The sequence below is a fragment of the Microbacterium sp. CGR1 genome (assembly GCF_051062835.1).
Lineage (GTDB): Bacteria > Actinomycetota > Actinomycetes > Actinomycetales > Microbacteriaceae > Microbacterium.
Genome location: NZ_JAOTPG010000001.1, coordinates 637,441 through 655,453, shown reverse-complemented (window position 1 = coordinate 655,453; position 18,013 = coordinate 637,441). Strand labels below are relative to the sequence as shown.

Genomic DNA, 18,013 nt, shown 5'->3' with positions numbered 1-18,013 from the left:
CGTGGACCTTCCCCGCGCACCGCGCATCAACCCCAGCATCCTCGCCGCCGACTTCGTGAACATGCAGCGTGATCTCGCGAAGATCGCGACGGCCGACTTCGCGCACGTCGACGTCATGGACAACCATTTCGTTCCGAACCTCACCTTCGGGCCGCAGATGGTCGAGAGGATCCAGGCGACCAGCCCGATCCCGCTCGACGTTCACCTGATGATCACCGACCCCGAGCGATGGGCCCCCGGCTACGCCGAGCTGGGAGCGGCGAGCGTCACGTTCCACCTCGAGGCGGCCGCCGACCCGATCTCGCTCGCCCGCACGCTTCGCAGTATGGGCGCCCGCGCGGGAGTCGCAATCAAGCCCGACACTCCCGCAGACGGCCTGTACAGCGTGCTCGAGGAGTTCGACCAGATCCTCGTCATGACCGTCGAACCGGGCTTCGGCGGCCAGGGCTTCATGCCCGAGACGATGCCCAAGCTGCGCGCCCTCGCGGACGAGGCGAAGCGGCGAGGCTCGAACGTCTGGCTGCAGGTCGACGGCGGCATCTCGGATGCGACCATCGAGGCGGCAGCGGCCGCAGGTGCCGACACTTTCGTCGCCGGGTCCGCGGTGTACGGCGCGGATGACGTCGAAGCGGCCGTCACTCGGCTCAGGGACCGCGCCAGAGCCGCTAGCCTGGAATCGTGAAGACTTTCGACGAGCTGTTCGCCGAGCTCAGCCTCAAGGCCGAGACCCGACCCGAGGGATCGGGGACGGTCGCAGAGCTCGACGGCGGCGTGCACACGATCGGCAAGAAGATCGTCGAAGAGGCCGCCGAGGTATGGATGGCCTCCGAGTACGAATCCGACGAGGACGCGGCCGAAGAGATCTCGCAGCTGCTCTACCACGTGCAGGTGATGATGATCGCGAAGGGCCTGAGCCTGCAGGACGTCTACCGACATCTGTGAAGCGCTCCGCCCCACTCGCTTCGATCTGAAGGCATCCCATGCTGCGCATTGCTGTTCCCAACAAGGGCTCTCTCTCCGAGACGGCCGCCGACATGCTCGCGGAGGCCGGCTACGCCGGTCGTCGTGACCCCAAGACCCTCCACGTCGTCGATACCGACAACGACGTCGAGTTCTTCTACCTCCGCCCCAAGGACATCGCCACCTACGTCGGCTCGGGAGCCATCGACGTCGGCATCACGGGTCGCGATCTGCTACTCGATGCCCGGATGCCGGGTGCCCGCGAGATCGAGGCGCTCGGCTTCGCCGGATCCACGTTCCGCTTCGCTGCGCCCTCCGGCCGCTACACCGACGTCTCCGAGCTCGACGGGCTCCGCATCGCCACGTCGTACCCCGGTCTGGTCGATGCGTTCCTCGACGAGCGCGGCATCGCAGTCGATCTGGTCCCGCTCGACGGAGCCGTGGAGTCGGCCGTGCGCCTCGGCGTCGCGGACGCCGTCGCGGATGTCGTCGAGACCGGCACGACCCTGCGTCAGGCGGGGCTGGACGTCTTCGGTCCCGTGATCCTGCAGTCCGAGGCGGTTCTGATCGCCGGGCCGCAGGACGCCGAGGGTTCCGAGACGCTGCTGCGTCGCCTGCGCGGAGTGATGGTCGCCCGCCGATTCGTGATGATCGACTACGACCTGCCGCTGGCGCTGCTCGACGACGCGGTGAAGATCGCCGGGGGCATCGAGTCACCCACGGTCTCGCCGCTGCGCGACCCCGAGTGGGTGGCAGTTCGCGTGATGGTGGCGCGGGCACGCGTGAACCCGGTGATGGACGCGCTGTACGCGCTCGGCGCCCGGGCGATCCTCGTGACGGCGATCCACAACGCGAGGCTCTGATGACGCTCGCGAGTCGCGTCATCCCGTGTCTCGACGTGGCCGACGGGCGCGTCGTGAAGGGCGTCAACTTCGAGAATCTCCGCGACATGGGCGACCCGGTCGAGCTGGCACGGCACTATGCGGCGCAGGGCGCAGACGAGATCACGTTCCTCGATGTCACCGCGACCGTCGATGCCCGCGCCACGACCTATGACGTGGTGCAGCGCACGGCGGAGCAGGTCTTCGTGCCGCTGACGGTCGGCGGGGGAGTGCGCAGCGTCGACGACGTGGCGCGACTTCTCTCGGTCGGCGCCGACAAGGTCGGCGTCAATTCCGCCGCGATCGCGCGACCGGAGCTCATCGGCGAGATCGCCGACCGCTTCGGCGCGCAGGTGCTCGTGCTCTCGCTCGATGTCAAGCGCGCGGACACGACCCCCTCCGGGTTCGTCGTCACCACGCACGGCGGGCGCACACAGACGACGCTCGACGCCCTCGACTGGGCACGGGAGGCTGCAGAGCGCGGTGCCGGAGAACTCCTGGTCAACTCGATCGACGCCGACGGCACCCGCGACGGCTTCGACCTCGAACTCGTGAAGCTCATGCGCGAGGCCGCATCCGTCCCGGTCATCGCCTCGGGTGGCGCCGGCAAGGCGTCCGATTTCGCTCCTGCCATCAAGGCGGGCGCGGATGCCGTGCTCGCAGCCAGTGTGTTCCACACCGGCGCTCTCACCGTCGGAGACGTGAAGGACGCGCTGCGCGCCGAAGGAGTGATCGTCCGATGACCGACATCGAGGAGCGCATCGCTCAGGTCGCCTTCAACGCCGACGGGCTCGCCCCCGTCATCGTGCAGCAGTGGGACACCGCAGAGGTCCTCATGCTCGCGTGGGTCGATGCCGAGGCGCTGCGCAGGACCCTCACATCGGGTCGCGCCGTCTACTGGTCGCGGTCGCGGCAGGAGTACTGGCGCAAGGGCGACACCTCCGGCCACATCCAGGTCGTGCACGAGGCCCGCCTCGACTGCGACGGCGACGCGATCCTGCTCCGCGTCGACCAGACCGGGCCCGCCTGCCACACCGGCACGCGCACCTGCTTCGACTCGAACGATCTCGAGGCCGTCGAAGGGGGCGCATCCGCATGACGTTCGCCCGTCGAGGCCGCTCCATCGCCGTCTCCGGCTTCCTTCTGTCGGGGGCGATCGGGATCATCTCGTCGACTCAGACCTGGCTGACCGTCGAGCGCGCGGACGCCGGCGAGGCGATCCTGGTTCCGGGAGCCTCCGCGCTGCCGCTTCTCGCACCGCTGAGCCTGGCCGTGCTCGCACTCGGCATCGCCCTGTCGATCGTGGGCCCCGTGGTCCGCCTCGTGTTCGGCGTGCTCGGCGCTGCCAGCGCTCTGTTCCTCGGGTGGACGACCTTCCAGCTGCTGCTCTCCGAGCCGTTGGGCGCCGTCGGACCGACGGTGACCGAGACCACCGGACTCGCGGGGAGCTCGGCGATCGCCGACGTCGTCGCGGGCATCGAGCTCTCGGCCTGGCCGGTCATGACGCTGATCGGGTGGGTCGTGCTGCTGGTCGCCTCCCTCGTGGTCCTGCTGACCTGGCGTCGCTGGAAGAAGGGCGGACGCCGCTATCGCACCGATGCCGCGCACGTCCAGGCCGCCGCGGGCCCTGTGGACGCGATCGATTCGTGGGACGACCTGTCCCGCGGAACCGACCCCACACGATGACCCCGATAGACTTGAACCGACCCACCACGTCGTCCCCCGGAGGAGACCATGACCAACCCGATCGCTGACCCCGGCCACGGACACTCGCCGGCAGCATGGACCGCCGTGATCATCATGCTCGCGGGCTTCACGATCGGCACGCTGGCATTCTGCCTCGCCGAGTTCAGCCCCGTGTGGGTCGCCCTGATCTGGGTCGGCGCCGCCATCGTCCCGATCGGCGCACTCGTGGGCTGGCTGCTCGCGAAGGCCGGTTACGGCGTGAAGGGCCCCAAGTACTCGCCGAAGGCGCACTAATGGTCCTCGCCGACCTCACGGCCGGCGCAGTCGCTGACGCAGAACGTCGCGCACTCACCCGGCCCCTGGCCGAGGTCGAGCGCGATGCTCTGGCGCGCCCCGCCGCCAAAGACGCACTCTCCTTCCTCGCTCCTGCCGAGCGGGTCAAGATCATCGCCGAGGTCAAGCGCGCGAGCCCGTCTCGTGGCGCCCTCGCCGAGATCCCCGACCCGGCGCTGCAGGCGTCGCTGTACGAGACCGGGGGAGCCTCCGCGATCAGCGTCCTCACCGAGGAGCGCCGATTCGGCGGCAGTCTGGCCGACCTCGAGGCGGTCACAGCGCGGGTCTCTCTTCCGGTGCTCCGCAAGGACTTCATCGCGAACCGCTACCAGGTGCTCGAGGCGCGCGCCGCAGGTGCCGACCTCGTGCTGCTGATCGTCGCCGGACTCGAGCGGCCAGTGCTCGACGACCTCTTCGGCTTCATCACCGAGCTCGGCATGACCCCCCTGGTCGAGACGCATTCGGCAGACGAGCTCGAGGTCGCGATCGACCTCGGCGCGCCGCTGATCGGGGTCAACGCTCGCGACCTGAAGACCCTCGAGCTCGATCGCGACCTGTTCGGCCGTCTGGTCGAGCGCATCCCGGACTCCGCAGTCAAGATCGCCGAGTCCGCGGTGCTCACTCCCGCAGACGTCACTCACTACCGCTCTGCGGGTGCCGACGTCGTCCTGATCGGTGAGGCGCTCGTCACGGGCGACCCGGTCGCCACTCTCAAGAGCTTCCTGGAGGCGTGATGAGCCTGCGTGATCAGCATGGTCCATTGTTCGGCGACTACGGCGGACGGTACATGCCCGAATCGCTGATCGCCGCGATCGACGAGCTCTCGGCGGCGTACGCCGACGCGATCGCCGACCCGGCCTTCCGCTCCGAGCTGGCGTCTCTGCTCAGCTCGTACGCGGGACGCCCGTCACCGCTGACCGAGGTCGTGCGGTTCGCCGAGCACGCCGGCGGCGCGCGGGTCTTCCTCAAGCGCGAAGATCTCAACCACACCGGCTCGCACAAGATCAACAACGTGCTGGGTCAGGCGCTGCTGACCAAGCGCCTCGGCAAGACGCGCGTGATCGCCGAGACGGGTGCAGGCCAGCACGGCGTCGCCACGGCCACCGCCGCCGCGCTCTTCGGGCTCGAGTGCACGATCTACATGGGCGAGGTCGACACGGAGCGCCAGGCGCTCAACGTCGCCCGGATGCGTCTGCTGGGAGCCGAGGTCATCGCCGTCACATCGGGATCCCGCACGCTGAAGGACGCCATCAACGACGCATATCGCGACTGGGTCGCGACCGTCGAGAACACCAACTACATCTTCGGCACTGCCGCGGGTCCGCATCCGTTCCCCGCGATGGTGCGCGACTTCCAGAAGATCATCGGCGAGGAGGCCCGTCAGCAGCTGCTCGACGAGGTCGGCCGTCTTCCCGACGCGGTGGTCGCATGCGTCGGTGGAGGGTCGAACGCTATCGGCATGTTCGATGCGTTCCTCGACGACGAGGGAGTGAAGCTCTACGGCGTCGAGGCCGCAGGCGACGGCGTCGACACGCCCCGTCACGCCGCATCCATCGAGCGCGGACGCCCGGGCATCCTGCACGGCGCGAAGACCTACGTGCTGCAGGACGAGGACGGACAGACGATCGAGTCGCACTCGATCTCGGCCGGGCTCGACTACCCGGGTGTGGGCCCGGAGCACTCCTGGCTCGCCGACATCGGGCGAGCCGAGTACATCCCCGCCACAGACGACGAGGCCATGCAGTCGCTGCGACTGCTGAGTCGCACCGAGGGCATCATCCCCGCGATCGAGTCGGCACACGCGCTGGCCGGTGCGCTGCGCATCGGGCGTGAGCTCGGGCCGGATGCCGTGATCGCGATCTGCCTCTCGGGCCGGGGCGACAAGGACATGGACACCGCTGCACGCTACTTCGACCTCTACGACGCCGAGGCGCTGGCGCACGACGTCTCCGAGGAGAGCGCCGAAGAGCAGTCGGCGTCGAAGGGGGAGCCGGAGCTGTGAGCCGCGTGGAACAGGCGATCGCCGCCGCACACGAAGCGGGTCGCAGCGCATTCGTCGGGTATCTCCCCGTGGGCTTCCCCGATCTCGAGACCAGCATCCAGGCCGCGATCGCCCTCGCCGAGAACGGCGTGGACATCATCGAGCTCGGCCCGCCCTACAGCGACCCTGTCATGGACGGCGCCGTGATCCAGGAGGCCACCACCGCTGCGCTCGCGAACGGGTTCAAGATGAAGGACCTCTTCACGGCGGTCAGGGCGATCACCGCCGCCACCGATGTCCCCGTGCTGGTGATGACGTACTGGAATCCGGTGTTCCAGTACGGCGTCGATCGATACGCCGACGATCTGCTGGCGGCCGGTGGAGCGGGGCTCATCACTCCCGACATCACTCCCGACGTCGCAGGCGAGTGGATCGCCGCGAGCGAGCGGACCGGTCTCGACCGCGTCTTCCTCGCCGCCCCCACATCGACCGATGAGCGTCTCGAGCTCGTCGTGAAGTCGTCGACGGGCTTCGTCTACACCGTCTCGACCATGGGCATCACGGGGGAGCGCACCGAGCTCGATCGGGCGGCGCGCACCCTGGTCGGTCGCCTCCGTGAACACGGCAGCATCCGCGCCTGCGTCGGCATCGGCATCTCGACCGCCGAGCAGATCGCCGGCGTCTCCGAGTACGCCGACGGCGCCATCGTCGGCACCGCACTCGTCCGAGCCCTTCGCGACGGGGGCATCCCCGCCCTCGCAGAGGTCACCCGAAACCTGGCCATCGGCACGTCGTCGTCGCGCCCCGCACACGAGAACTAGAATCGCAACCATGTCCCTCGCGCTCCACAGCACCTTCAGCGGCGTGCTCGCCAGCATCCCGAGCCCTCCGGTCTCGTACATCGACCTCGGCCCGCTCCGGATCCACTTCTATGCGCTCTGCATCATCGCCGGCATCATCGCCGCCGTGCTGCTGACCAACCACCGCCTCACCAAGCGCGGGGCAGAGCCGTGGGTCGTGATCGACATCTCGATCCTCGCCGTTCCGATCGCGATCATCGGCGCACGCATCTTCCACGTGCTCACGCACCCGAACTTCTACTTCGGCGAGGGCAAGAACACCTGGAACCCGTTCGAGCCGGGCTCCGTGTGGGCGATCTGGGAGGGCGGCATCGCCATCTTCGGAGCGCTCATCGGTGGCGCCGTCGGCGCGTACCTCGGCTGCCGATGGACCGGCATCCGCTTCTGGACCTTCGCCGACGCACTGGCACCCGGCCTCCTGCTCGCGCAGGCCATGGGTCGGTTCGGCAACTGGTTCAACAAGGAGCTCTACGGACTCCCGACCGATCTGCCGTGGGGTCTCGAGATCCCCTCCGACAACTCGGCGTTCCCCCCGGGCCTTCCCGAGGGCACGCTGTTCCACCCGACCTTCCTCTACGAAGTGATCTGGAACGTCCTCGGCGTCATCGTGCTCCTGTGGCTCAGCCGCAAGGCGACCGCGTTCCAGTGGGGAAAGCTCTTCGCGATCTACCTCATCTGGTACAGCGCCGGCCGTGTCGTGTGGGAATCGATCCGCATCGATCCGAGCGAGATCATCCTGGGGCTCCGCAGCAACGTCTGGGCTGCGATCATCGGCATCGTGGTGGGTCTCGCGATCCTCGTGGTGCAGTCCCGCCGTCACCCCGGACTCGAGCCTTCGCCGTACCAGCCCGGTCGCGGCCGGAAGGACCTGGACGCTGATGTAGAATCGCAGGACAATCCCTCCGATTTCGTGGACGTGAGTGAGCCTCCATCCGAAGAAGTCGCCGCAGGAGCCAGCGCCACAAGCACCGCTCCCACGGACACGGAAGGCCCTCGATAGCCGACCGGTCCGTGCGGACCCCATCGCATCCACCCGGCCAATGACGTCCCCGGGTCATCTGAAGATCTGAGGACGGTACTGGTGTATTTTCAGCCTCCCTACGGCGCCTCCGGCGCTTACCCGCCGAAGCAGGGCATGTACAACCCGGCGTTCGAGAAGGACGCCTGCGGCCTGGCCATGGTCGCGACTCTGCGTGGCGAAGCCGGCCACGACATCATCGCGCTGGCGCTCGAAGCGCTGCGCAACCTCGAGCACCGCGGTGCGATCGGCTCCGACGCCGGCACCGGAGACGGTGCGGGCATCCTGACGCAGATGCCCGACGCGTTCCTGCGAGCAGTCACCGATTTCGAACTGCCCCCGGTCGGCGAGTACGCCGCGGGTCTGGCATTCCTCCCGCGTGACTCCAGCGAACGCCGCCAGCAGAAGGCCGGCATCGAGAAGATCGCCCGCGCCGAGGGCCTGCGCGTCCTCGGATGGCGCGAGGTGCCCACGGTCAACGACAACCTCGGAAAGCTCGCCGACGAGGCGCGCCCCGCGTTCGAGCAGCTCTTCGTGAGCGCCGGGGGAGCGACGCATTCGCAGGCCCCTCTGACGGGGATCGCCCTCGACCGCATCGCCTATCGTCTGCGCAAGCGCGCCGGACACGAGCTCGGCGCCTATTTCGTATCGCTGTCGGCCCGCACCCTCGGATACAAGGGCATGGTCACGACCCTGCAGCTCGAGCCGTTCTACCCCGACCTGCAGGACGAGCGCTTCATGTCCGAGCTCGCGGTCGTGCACTCGCGCTACTCGACCAACACGTTCCCGTCGTGGCCGCTCGCGCAGCCGCTGCGGATGCTCGCGCACAACGGCGAGATCAACACGGTCGGCGGAAACCGCAACTGGATGCGCGCCCGTCAGTCCCAGCTCGAGTCCGAGCTGCTCGGCGACGTCGCGCCCCTGCTGCCGATCTGCACCGACGGGGCCAGCGACTCGGCGTCCTTCGACGAGGTGCTCGAGCTGCTGACCCTCACCGGACGCAGCCTCCCGCACGCCATCATGATGATGGTCCCGGAGGCCTACGAGAAGCAGTCCGACATCTCGCCGGAGCTGCGCTCGTTCTACGAGTACCACTCGAACCAGATGGAGCCGTGGGACGGTCCCGCAGCCCTCATCTTCACCGACGGCACGGTCGTCGGTGCGACGCTCGACCGCAACGGACTGCGCCCGGGGCGCTGGACCGAGACCACCGACGGCCTGATCGTGATCGGCTCCGAGACCGGTGTGCTCACGTTCGAGCCCGAGCGCATCAAGCGCCGCGGGCGCCTGCAGCCCGGCAAGATGTTCCTCGTCGACACGGCGCAGAAGCGCATCATCGAGGACGAAGAGGTCAAGCATGACCTCGCCACCATGCACCCCTGGCAGGAGTGGCTGGATGCCGGATCGGTGCGTCTCGCCGATCTCCCCGAGCGTGAGCACATCGTGCACCCGCCGGCATCGATCACCCGTCGTCAGCGCACCTTCGGCTACACCGAGGAAGAGGTGCGGATCCTCCTCACCCCGATGGGGCAGACCGGGATGGAGCCGCTGGGCGCCATGGGATCGGACACCCCTATCGCCGTGCTCAGCAAGCGTCCGCGCCTGCTCTTCGACTACTTCACGCAGCAGTTCGCGCAGGTCACCAACCCGCCGCTGGACTCGATCCGCGAAGAGGTCGTCACCAGCCTGAAGCTCGGCCTCGGCCCCGAGAGCAACCTGCTCACCTGGGGACCCGACCACACCCGCACGGTGTCGCTCGACTTCCCGGTGATCGACAACGACGAGCTGGCGAAGATCCGCCACATCGACAAGGCGATGCCCGATCGCTCCAGCGTGACGATCAAGGGCCTGTATCACTTCGACGCGGGGTCGAACACGCTCGAGAAGCGTCTGACAGAGATGTGCGACGAGGTCGACGAGGCCATCGAGCAGGGTGCCGAGTTCATCATCCTGTCCGACCGCGACTCGAACAAGGATCTGACCCCGATCCCGTCGCTGCTCATGGTCTCGGCCGTGCACCACCACCTGATCCGTCGTGAGAACCGTATGAAGGTCGGTCTGATCGTCGAGGCCGGTGACGTCCGCGAGGTCCACCATGTCGCGACCCTGATCGGCTACGGTGCCTCGGCGGTGAACCCGTACCTCGCGATGGAGACGGTGGAGCACCTCGTGCGCACCGGCTACATCACGGGCATCAGCCCCGAGAAGGCCGTCCGCAACCTGATCTACGCGCTCGGCAAGGGCGTGCTGAAGATCATGTCGAAGATGGGCATCTCCACGGTGTCCTCGTACGCGGGTGCCCAGGTGTTCGAGGCCGTCGGTCTGAGCGAGGAGTTCATCGACCGCTACTTCACGCGCACCGAGTCGAAGCTCGGCGGGATCGGCATCCAAGAGATCTTCATCGAGAACCAGGCGCGTCACGACTACGCCTATCCCGAAGACGAGGCCGCTCGTGCCCACGAGCGTCTGTGGACCGGCGGCGAGTACCAGTGGCGTCGTGACGGCTCGCCGCACCTCTTCAACCCCGAGACCGTGTTCAAGCTGCAGCACGCCACGCGCGAGCGCCGCTTCGACATCTTCCGCGAGTACACCAAGCTCGTCGACGACCAGGCCGCCGAGCTCAAGACGCTGCGTGGACTGTTCACGCTGCGCACAGGCACCCGCAAGGCGGTTCCGCTCGACGAGGTCGAGCCTGTGTCCGCGATCGTCAAGCGCTTCTCCACGGGGGCCATGAGCTACGGCTCGATCTCCAAGGAGGCGCACGAGACCCTCGCGATCGCCATGAACCGGATCGGCGGCAAGTCGAACACCGGTGAAGGCGGCGAGGACGCCGACCGTCTGCTCGACCCCGAGCGTCGCAGCGCCATCAAGCAGGTCGCATCGGGGCGCTTCGGCGTCACGAGCCTGTACCTCACCGAGGCCGACGACATCCAGATCAAGCTCGCTCAGGGCGCCAAGCCCGGCGAAGGCGGTCAGCTGCCCCCGCAGAAGGTCTACCCCTGGGTCGCCCGCACGCGTGGCGGAACGCCGGGTGTCGGTCTGATCTCGCCCCCTCCGCACCACGACATCTATTCGATCGAAGATCTCAAGCAGCTCATCTTCGACCTGAAGCGGGCGAACCCCGAGGCGCGCATCCACACCAAGCTCGTCAGCCAGTCCGGCATCGGAGCGGTCTCCGCGGGCGTCGCCAAGGCGCTCAGCGACGTCATCCTCGTGTCCGGTCACGACGGAGGCACGGGTGCGAGCCCGATGAACTCCCTCAAGCACGCGGGAACCCCGTGGGAGCTCGGTCTTGCCGAGACGCAGCAGACGCTCATGCTCAACGGCATGCGCGACCGCGTCGTGGTGCAGGTCGACGGTCAGCTGAAGACGGGCCGCGACGTCATCATCGGCGCGCTGCTCGGCGCGGAGGAGTTCGGTTTCGCCACCGCACCCCTCGTCGTCAGCGGTTGCATCATGATGCGCGTCTGCCATCTCGACACCTGCCCCGTGGGCGTGGCCACCCAGAACCCGGTTCTTCGTGAGCGTTTCACGGGCAAGCCGGAGTTCGTGGTGAACTTCATGGAGTTCATCGCTGAAGAGGTGCGCGAGCTGCTCGCAGAGCTCGGCTTCCGCTCGATCGACGAGATCGTCGGACGCGCAGAGCTGATCGAGGCGAACGCGGCCCTGGAGCACTGGAAGGCCGAGGGCCTCGACCTGAGCCCGGTGCTCGAAGGACCGGCGTTCCCGGCGAGCGAGCCGCGTCGCAGCCGCCGCACCCAGGACCACGAGCTCGAGAAGCACTTCGACGTGCAGCTGATCGACATCGCGAAGCCCGCTCTCCTGAACGGCGAGCCGGTGGTCGTCGAGCTGCCGATCGCCAACACCGAGCGTGCGGTCGGCACCATGTTGGGCCACCAGGTCACGTCTCGTCACGGCGCCGCAGGGCTCCCCAGCGGCACGATCGACGTCACTCTGCACGGCACCGCCGGTCAGTCGCTCGGTGCGTTCCTGCCCTCGGGCATCGTGCTTCGTCTCGAAGGCGACGCGAACGACTACGTCGGCAAGGGGCTGTCGGGTGGTGACATCACGATCCGTCCGGCACGGGGCTCGGCCATCGCGCCGCATGAGAACGTGATCGCCGGCAACGTCATCGGATACGGCGCGACGGCGGGAACCATGTTCCTCTCGGGCGTCGTGGGCGAGCGGTTCCTGGTGCGCAACTCGGGTGCGACCGCGGTCGTCGAAGGCGTGGGCGACCACGCGCTCGAGTACATGACCGGCGGTGTCGCGGTGATCCTCGGCTCGACGGGTCGCAACCTCGGAGCCGGCATGTCCGGGGGAGTGGCCTACATCCACTCGCTCGACACCGGCAAGGTGAACGCCCAATCGCTCGGCAGTGGCGAATTGCGTCTCGAGCCCCTCGACCGGGCCGACCTCGAGGTCCTGCGCAGCCTGATCGTCGCTCACGTGGAGAAGACGGCGTCGCCGCTCGGATCCGACATCCTGGCGCGGTTCGATGAGACCGCCGGCCAGTTCACGAAGGTGCTTCCGCGGGATTACGCCGCCGTACGCAGCATGCGCGAGGAAGCAGTCGCCGAGGGCATCGACCCCGACGGCGACATCGTCTGGAACCGCATCCTGGAGGTGACCGGTGGCTGACCCCAAAGGCTTTCTGAAGACCACGGAGCGTGAGCTCCCGAAGCGTCGCCCCGTGCCGGTGCGCATCATGGACTGGAAAGAGGTCTACGAGGCGGGCGATCAGGCGGTGCTCAAGCGCCAGGCCGGTCGCTGCATGGACTGCGGTGTGCCGTTCTGCCACCAGGGCTGCCCGCTCGGCAACCTGATCCCCGAGTGGAACGACCTGACCTGGCGCGGCGAGGGACGAGCGGCGATCGATCGCCTGCACGCCACGAACAACTTCCCGGAGTTCACCGGCCGTCTGTGCCCCGCCCCGTGCGAGAGCTCGTGCGTGCTCGGCATCAACCAGCCCGCGGTCACGATCAAGCAGATCGAGGTCTCGATCATCGACGAGGCCTTCGCCAAGGGCTGGGTCGAGCCGCAGCCTCCTGCTCGGCTGACCGGCAAGACGGTCGCCGTCGTCGGCTCCGGCCCCGCAGGTCTCGCCGCCGCTCAGCAGCTGACCCGCGCCGGCCACACCGTCGCGGTCTTCGAGCGCGACGACCGTATCGGCGGCCTCCTGCGCTACGGCATCCCCGACTTCAAGATGGAGAAGGGGCAGCTGGAATCGCGCCTTCGCCAGATGCAGGAAGAGGGCACCCGCTTCCGCGCCGGCGTCGAGATCGGCAAGGACATCTCGTGGGCCGATCTCCGGGCGCGCTATGACGCGATCGTGATCGCCACCGGATCGACGGTTCCCCGCGACCTGTCCATTCCCGGCCGCGATCTCGACGGCGTGCACTTCGCCATGGAGTACCTCGTCGAGTCCAACCACGCTGTGGCCGGTGACAAGGTCCCCGAGCAGATCACGGCCGAGGGCAAGCACGTCATCGTCATCGGCGGTGGAGACACCGGTGCGGACTGCATCGGCACGGCTCACCGTCAGGGCGCGCTGAGTGTCACCAACCTCGCGATCGGCAAGCAGCCTGGCACCGAGCGTCCGGGGCACCAGCCCTGGCCGATGATGCCGACGCTGTTCGAGGTCGCCTCCGCTCACGAAGAGGGTGGTGAGCGCGTCTTCCTCGCCTCCACCGTCGAGTTCCTCTCGAACGACGTGGGAGAGGTCCGTGCGCTGCGCGTCGCCGAGACCGAGTTCATCGACGGCCGTCGCGTGCCCAAGAGCGGCACTGAGCGCGAGATCCCCGCGGACCTCGTCCTCATCGCGATGGGCTTCACCGGCCCCGAGCAGGACGGCTACACCGAAGACACTCTTCCGCAGCTGACCGACCGCGGCGCGTTCCGCCGCGACGACAGCTACGAGTCCACCGTTCCCGGCGTCTTCGTCGCCGGAGACGCGGGCCGCGGGCAGTCGCTCATCGTCTGGGCGATCGCCGAAGGCCGTGCGGCCGCGGCGAACGTCGACCGGTTCCTCATGGGAACCACCGTGCTGCCCGAGCCGGTGCGTCCGCATGAAGTCGCTATCGGCCTTCAGCCCGCGTAGGCTGAGCCGCGGCACCGTCGCCTGATTTCCATCCCCCACTACCCTGGAGCAATCTTTGAGACGCGCGAAAATCGTCGCCACCCTGGGCCCCGCCACATCCACGTATGAGACCGTCCGTGCACTCATCGACGCCGGCGTGGACGTCGCCCGTCTGAACCTCAGCCACGGTGACTACTCCGTGCACGAGAACAACTACGCCAACGTGCGTCGGGCAGCCGACGACGCGGGCCGCGCCGTCGCCATCCTCGTCGACCTGCAGGGACCGAAGATCCGCCTGGGCAAGTTCGAGGCCGGCCCCTACGAGCTCGCCAAGGGCGACATCTTCAAGATCACGACCGAAGACATCATCGGCAACAAGGACATCTGCGGCACGACGTTCAAGGGCCTACCCCAGGATGTCAAGCCGGGCGACTTCCTGCTGATCGACGACGGCAAGGTCCGCGTCGAGGTCGTCGAGACCGACGGCGTCACCGTCACCACGCGCGTCATCGTCGCCGGAGCCGTGTCCAACAACAAGGGCATCAACCTCCCCGGTGTCGCGGTCAACGTCCCCGCTCTGAGCGAGAAGGACGAGGACGACCTCCGCTGGGGTCTGCGCATCGGCGCCGACCTCATCGCCCTGTCGTTCGTCCGCAACGCGGAGGACGTCAGCCGCGTGCACGAGATCATGGCCGAGGAGGGCGTCAAGGTCCCCGTCATCGCCAAGGTCGAGAAGCCGCAGGCCGTCGACGCGCTCGAGGGGATCGTCGACGCGTTCGACGCGATCATGGTCGCCCGCGGTGACCTCGGCGTCGAGCTCCCGCTCGAGGCCGTGCCGATCGTGCAGAAGCGCGCCGTCGAGCTGGCGCGCCGCATGGCGAAGCCGGTCATCGTCGCGACGCAGATGCTCGAGTCGATGATCAACAGCCCCGTGCCCACGCGCGCCGAGACCTCGGACGTCGCGAACGCGGTTCTCGACGGTGCCGATGCCGTGATGCTCTCGGGCGAGACCAGCGTGGGCGACTACCCGATCGTCGTGGTCGAGACCATGGCCCGCATCATCGAGTCGACCGAGGAGCATGGCCTGGAGCGCATCGCGCCCCTGACGACCAAGCCCCGCACGCAGGGAGGCGCGATCACCCTCGCCGCCCTCGAGGTAGCCGAGTTCGTCGAAGCGAAGTACCTCTGCGTCTTCACCCAGTCCGGCGATTCGGCGCGTCGTCTGTCGCGGCTGCGCTCGCGCATCCCGATGATCGCGTTCACTCCTGAGCCGAACATCCGTCGCCGTATGGCACTGACCTGGGGCATCCAGTCGAAGCTCGTGGACATGGTCCAGCACACCGACCTGATGTACCTGCAGGTCGACGACTACCTGCTCTCGAGCGGCCTCGCCGTCGAGGGAGACAAGGTCGTCGTCATCTCCGGTTCCCCTCCCGGAATCGTGGGGTCGACCAACGACATCCGCGTGCACAAGGTCGGGGACGCCGTGAACGGCGCGGCTCCGATCTACAAGGAAGCCACGGTCTGACCGGATTTCACAGCGAAGGGGGCGGAGCGATTGTTCCGCCCCTTCGTCGTACCCCGGGGCGGCGCCGCGCCGACCATCGCCTCGGGCGTATCGTCGAGCGGGACGCACCTGCGTCGGCGGGAGTGGCAGGGGAGTGGATCATCTTTCTCGTGAAGAGAGCCGGCTGGTGGATCGCCGATTACGCGTACGCCGTCTACTGGCAGTTCCGGGCGGCGTTCGATCGACAGGATGCGAAAGCATTCGAGACCGGTGATGCTGCACCGCTGCTCATCCTTCCGGGGGTCTACGAGACCTGGAGGTTCATGCAGCCGCTGATCACCGCGCTGCACGATCGCGGTCATCCCGTTCACGTCCTCGACGGTCTCGAACGCAATCAGCGGCCGGTGCACGACGCCGCGCGGGTCGTGGAGGAGTTCCTCGAGACGAACCGGATGACCGATGTGATCCTCGTCGCTCACAGCAAGGGCGGGCTTGCGGGAAAGCTCGCGATGGCCGGTGTCTCCGGAGGCCGCATCCGTGCCATGCTCGCGGTCGCCACGCCGTTCGGCGGTTCCCGTTACGCGCGGCTCCTCCCAGTCCGCTCGCTGTGGGCGTTCTCGCCTTCGGACCCGTCGATCGTCGAGCTCGCGAAGCATCTCGAGGTGAACGAGAGGATCGTGTCGGTGTATGCCGCCTTCGACCCGCACATCCCCGAGGGGAGCGAGCTGGTCGGTGCACGCAAGAACGTGCGCATCGAGACCGGTGGGCACTTCCGGATCCTGGCGGACCCTCGCGTCCTCGCCGAGGTAGCCGGCCTCGCCGAGGGCTGATCCGCGCTAGGGGCAGTCGCTCGTCGGAGCGGCGCCCGACGTCACGCCGGAGAGCCAGATCAGCATCTCGGGCAACGCCGCGTACGCGGCGAGACCGTGATCGACGTCCGGATACCGATGGGAGCTGACATCGACCCCCTGCGAGCAGAGGAGCGTCACGTAGTCCTCGGTGGCTGCCGGCTTCACGAGTTCGTCTGCCAGCCCCTGTCCGACGAACACGGGAACCGTGATGGGTGTCGAGCCCGCGCTGTTCTCCGTCAGCAGAGTCTTCCAGGGTTCGGTTGTAGACGGGTCGCTCGTCACGTAGCCCCCGATGAGCGGGTCGGCTATCGCGTGGATCTCCTTGTTCTCGGAGAGCAGGCAGAGCGCCGCCATGTCGGGGGTGGCCGCGATACCCGCGGGTGTGAGAATGCCCGCGAGCTCATCGGCGGAGTACCTGTCCGCGTACGCCGCCTCGTAGGCCGGGATCGCGTAGGAGGCGATCGTGACGCCGGAGACGTCCACGATGTCGTCGCTCATCAGCTCGGTGAGGTCAGCGGCGGGAGCGGCGACTGCCACCCCGAGAAGGGTCAGCTCGGGAGCGTACTCTTCGGCGCGCTCGGCGGCGAAGAGCACCGCCTGCCCACCCTGCGAGTGTCCCCAGAGCAGGAACCGCTCGCCGATCTGTGCGTCCTTGATCGCCCGTGCCGCGCGCACCGCATCGAGGACGCTGTTCGACTCGGGGATGCCGAGCAGATACGACGAAGCCCCCTGCACACCGAGCCCTGGATAGTCGGTGGCGACCACGGCGTATCCCTCGAGAAGGAGCTCGTGGACGCCTTCGATCAGTTGGAACGGATCGACGCCGAGCGATGGCGCGCACTTCTGCGCGGCACCCGTCGTGGGGTGCCCCCAGGAGACGACGGTCCGTCCTTGCGCAGGAGCCGGCGTATCGGGGATGATCACGACCGCGGAGACCGGGATGTCCGTTCCGGAGACGTCACGCGAGTGATAGATCACGCGCCAGGCGGTCGACCCGAGGGGAGCGCTGGCGATCGCCTCGACGCGGATGATCTCTCCTGGGTCGCCTGCAGGAAGCGGATCCGGAACGGTGTAGAAGGCAGGGTCGGTCTGCAGATCGGCCTCGCCCTCGACGTGTCGCCGGACGGCATCGACGGCGAAGACACCGGCGATCAGCGCGACGACCAGCAGAACGATGAGGAACCCACGGCGCCGAGCTCTGGTGCGGTACCAGATGTCGGCGGATCGGCGCGAGTGCATGGGATCTGTCTAGCGCATCGCTCCGGCGCGCGACAGATGCACGACCGACGGCAGGACGGCTACTCTGGTCGAGGTGCTGCCGTGGCCGACACGTCTTCGCCCCACCTATGGATGACGTGACCTTCGAACCCGACACGCGCGAACGCCTCGACGGCGCCCCGCTCCTCCTCAGCGCGCCCGGGGGAGCTCTCTCGGGGACATCCGCCGACTCGGCGGACGAGCCGCTGCCGCCGATGAAGCCGGGGAGCATCGGAGTCCGCTATCGGCTCAAGCGAAGGTTCCGCTCGTGCGATGCGTTCGCGTGCGTGCCGACCTACGTCGCGCAGACACGCGGGGCGGATACGGTCCTCGGAACGGGCGGCGAGCGGATCCACGGCGGTCGCGCGTACGGACCAGTGCTGGTGGACGGCGCTGCGGTCGAGGCGTCGGACGAGAACCTCGACGCTCTGATCCAGAGCCTCGTCCCCATCGGCATGCTTCAAGCTGACAGCCCTGCAGCCGCGGAGCGCGAACTGCTCCGTGCCATGCGTCCTTCGCTGGACCGGTATCTGCTGATCGACGGAGAGATCTGGGTCCGGGTCGGGTCCGCTCCGGGGGAGTGATCTCGACCGGAGTCGG

At 68.0% G+C, this 18,013-nt stretch carries 17 protein-coding genes; 16 read left to right on the top strand and 1 reads right to left on the bottom strand.

Annotated features, from left to right (window positions below; translation table 11 throughout):
• The first annotated feature begins 1 nt into the window (after window position 1).
• The 15 genes from rpe to OD997_RS03165 all read left to right on the top strand — a co-directional run bounded on the left by rpe (window position 2) and on the right by OD997_RS03165 (window position 16,135).
• The gene (gene rpe, locus OD997_RS03235) at window positions 2-682 is read left to right on the top strand and encodes a ribulose-phosphate 3-epimerase (protein ID WP_434330323.1); all 681 of its coding nucleotides are present in this window, start codon (window positions 2-4) and stop codon (window positions 680-682) included.
• Window positions 679-942, top strand: coding sequence for a phosphoribosyl-ATP diphosphatase (locus OD997_RS03230; RefSeq protein WP_341957428.1), 264 nt, complete (start codon window positions 679-681; stop codon window positions 940-942). The genes rpe and OD997_RS03230 overlap by 4 nt, the downstream gene beginning before the upstream one ends.
• Window positions 943-980: 38 nt before the next feature.
• On the top strand, window positions 981-1,823 hold the full coding sequence (hisG, locus tag OD997_RS03225; protein ID WP_056509944.1) for an ATP phosphoribosyltransferase: 843 nt from the start codon (window positions 981-983) through the stop codon (window positions 1,821-1,823).
• Window positions 1,823-2,584 (top strand): imidazole glycerol phosphate synthase subunit HisF, encoded by a 762-nt coding sequence (hisF, locus tag OD997_RS03220; protein WP_311245127.1) that lies wholly within the window; start codon window positions 1,823-1,825, stop codon window positions 2,582-2,584. The genes hisG and hisF overlap by 1 nt, the downstream gene beginning before the upstream one ends.
• Window positions 2,581-2,940 (top strand): phosphoribosyl-AMP cyclohydrolase, encoded by a 360-nt coding sequence (gene hisI / locus OD997_RS03215; protein ID WP_311245126.1) that lies wholly within the window; start codon window positions 2,581-2,583, stop codon window positions 2,938-2,940. The genes hisF and hisI overlap by 4 nt, the downstream gene beginning before the upstream one ends.
• Window positions 2,937-3,527, top strand: coding sequence for a Trp biosynthesis-associated membrane protein (locus OD997_RS03210; RefSeq protein WP_434330322.1), 591 nt, complete (start codon window positions 2,937-2,939; stop codon window positions 3,525-3,527). Before hisI ends, OD997_RS03210 begins: the two co-directional genes overlap by 4 nt.
• A gap of 48 nt (window positions 3,528-3,575) precedes the next feature.
• A complete protein-coding gene (locus OD997_RS03205; protein WP_056307697.1) occupies window positions 3,576-3,821 on the top strand; it encodes an HGxxPAAW family protein in 246 nt (81 codons plus the stop codon).
• Window positions 3,821-4,594: an indole-3-glycerol phosphate synthase TrpC gene (gene trpC, locus OD997_RS03200; RefSeq protein WP_434330321.1), complete on the top strand. Its 774-nt coding sequence runs from the start codon at window positions 3,821-3,823 to the stop codon at window positions 4,592-4,594. Before OD997_RS03205 ends, trpC begins: the two co-directional genes overlap by 1 nt.
• Entirely contained in the window at window positions 4,594-5,862 is a 1,269-nt protein-coding gene (gene trpB / locus OD997_RS03195) for a tryptophan synthase subunit beta (protein WP_434330320.1), read from the top strand. The genes trpC and trpB overlap by 1 nt, the downstream gene beginning before the upstream one ends.
• Window positions 5,859-6,662 (top strand): tryptophan synthase subunit alpha, encoded by an 804-nt coding sequence (gene trpA / locus OD997_RS03190; RefSeq protein ID WP_434330319.1) that lies wholly within the window; start codon window positions 5,859-5,861, stop codon window positions 6,660-6,662. The genes trpB and trpA overlap by 4 nt, the downstream gene beginning before the upstream one ends.
• Before the next feature lie 10 nt (window positions 6,663-6,672).
• On the top strand, window positions 6,673-7,701 hold the full coding sequence (gene lgt, locus OD997_RS03185) for a prolipoprotein diacylglyceryl transferase (RefSeq protein ID WP_434330318.1): 1,029 nt from the start codon (window positions 6,673-6,675) through the stop codon (window positions 7,699-7,701).
• A gap of 135 nt (window positions 7,702-7,836) precedes the next feature.
• A complete protein-coding gene (gene gltB / locus OD997_RS03180) occupies window positions 7,837-12,360 on the top strand; it encodes a glutamate synthase large subunit (protein ID WP_434332330.1) in 4,524 nt (1,507 codons plus the stop codon).
• The gene (locus OD997_RS03175) at window positions 12,353-13,819 is read left to right on the top strand and encodes a glutamate synthase subunit beta (RefSeq protein ID WP_120492942.1); all 1,467 of its coding nucleotides are present in this window, start codon (window positions 12,353-12,355) and stop codon (window positions 13,817-13,819) included. The genes gltB and OD997_RS03175 overlap by 8 nt, the downstream gene beginning before the upstream one ends.
• A gap of 55 nt (window positions 13,820-13,874) precedes the next feature.
• On the top strand, window positions 13,875-15,326 hold the full coding sequence (gene pyk / locus OD997_RS03170) for a pyruvate kinase (RefSeq protein WP_311245120.1): 1,452 nt from the start codon (window positions 13,875-13,877) through the stop codon (window positions 15,324-15,326).
• A gap of 149 nt (window positions 15,327-15,475) precedes the next feature.
• Window positions 15,476-16,135, top strand: a complete 660-nt coding sequence (locus OD997_RS03165; protein ID WP_434330317.1) for an esterase/lipase family protein — start codon at window positions 15,476-15,478, stop codon at window positions 16,133-16,135.
• A 6-nt stretch (window positions 16,136-16,141) separates the two neighbouring features.
• Here the strand turns inward: OD997_RS03165 and OD997_RS03160 are convergent, their stop codons facing one another.
• Entirely contained in the window at window positions 16,142-17,395 is a 1,254-nt protein-coding gene (locus tag OD997_RS03160) for an alpha/beta fold hydrolase (RefSeq protein WP_311245118.1), read from the bottom strand.
• A 116-nt stretch (window positions 17,396-17,511) separates the two neighbouring features.
• Here OD997_RS03160 and OD997_RS03155 point away from each other — a divergent pair, with 116 nt between their 5' ends.
• On the top strand, window positions 17,512-17,997 hold the full coding sequence (locus OD997_RS03155; RefSeq protein WP_434330316.1) for a hypothetical protein: 486 nt from the start codon (window positions 17,512-17,514) through the stop codon (window positions 17,995-17,997).
• The last annotated feature ends 16 nt before the right edge of the window (window positions 17,998-18,013 follow it).

What these genes read in the sequence shown, in the direction of transcription:
- hisG (WP_056509944.1), top strand. Translation starts at nt 981, where the DNA reads ATGCTGCGCATTGCTGTTCCCAACAAGGGCTCTCTCTCCGAGACGGCC.
- hisF (WP_311245127.1), top strand. Translation starts at nt 1,823, where the DNA reads ATGACGCTCGCGAGTCGCGTCATCCCGTGTCTCGACGTGGCCGACGGG.
- hisI (WP_311245126.1), top strand. Translation starts at nt 2,581, where the DNA reads ATGACCGACATCGAGGAGCGCATCGCTCAGGTCGCCTTCAACGCCGAC.
- OD997_RS03210 (WP_434330322.1), top strand. Translation starts at nt 2,937, where the DNA reads ATGACGTTCGCCCGTCGAGGCCGCTCCATCGCCGTCTCCGGCTTCCTT.
- OD997_RS03205 (WP_056307697.1), top strand. Translation starts at nt 3,576, where the DNA reads ATGACCAACCCGATCGCTGACCCCGGCCACGGACACTCGCCGGCAGCA.
- trpC (WP_434330321.1), top strand. Translation starts at nt 3,821, where the DNA reads ATGGTCCTCGCCGACCTCACGGCCGGCGCAGTCGCTGACGCAGAACGT.
- trpB (WP_434330320.1), top strand. Translation starts at nt 4,594, where the DNA reads ATGAGCCTGCGTGATCAGCATGGTCCATTGTTCGGCGACTACGGCGGA.
- lgt (WP_434330318.1), top strand. Translation starts at nt 6,673, where the DNA reads ATGTCCCTCGCGCTCCACAGCACCTTCAGCGGCGTGCTCGCCAGCATC.
- gltB (WP_434332330.1), top strand. Translation starts at nt 7,837, where the DNA reads ATGTACAACCCGGCGTTCGAGAAGGACGCCTGCGGCCTGGCCATGGTC.
- OD997_RS03160 (WP_311245118.1), bottom strand. Translation starts at nt 17,395, where the DNA reads ATGCACTCGCGCCGATCCGCCGACATCTGGTACCGCACCAGAGCTCGG.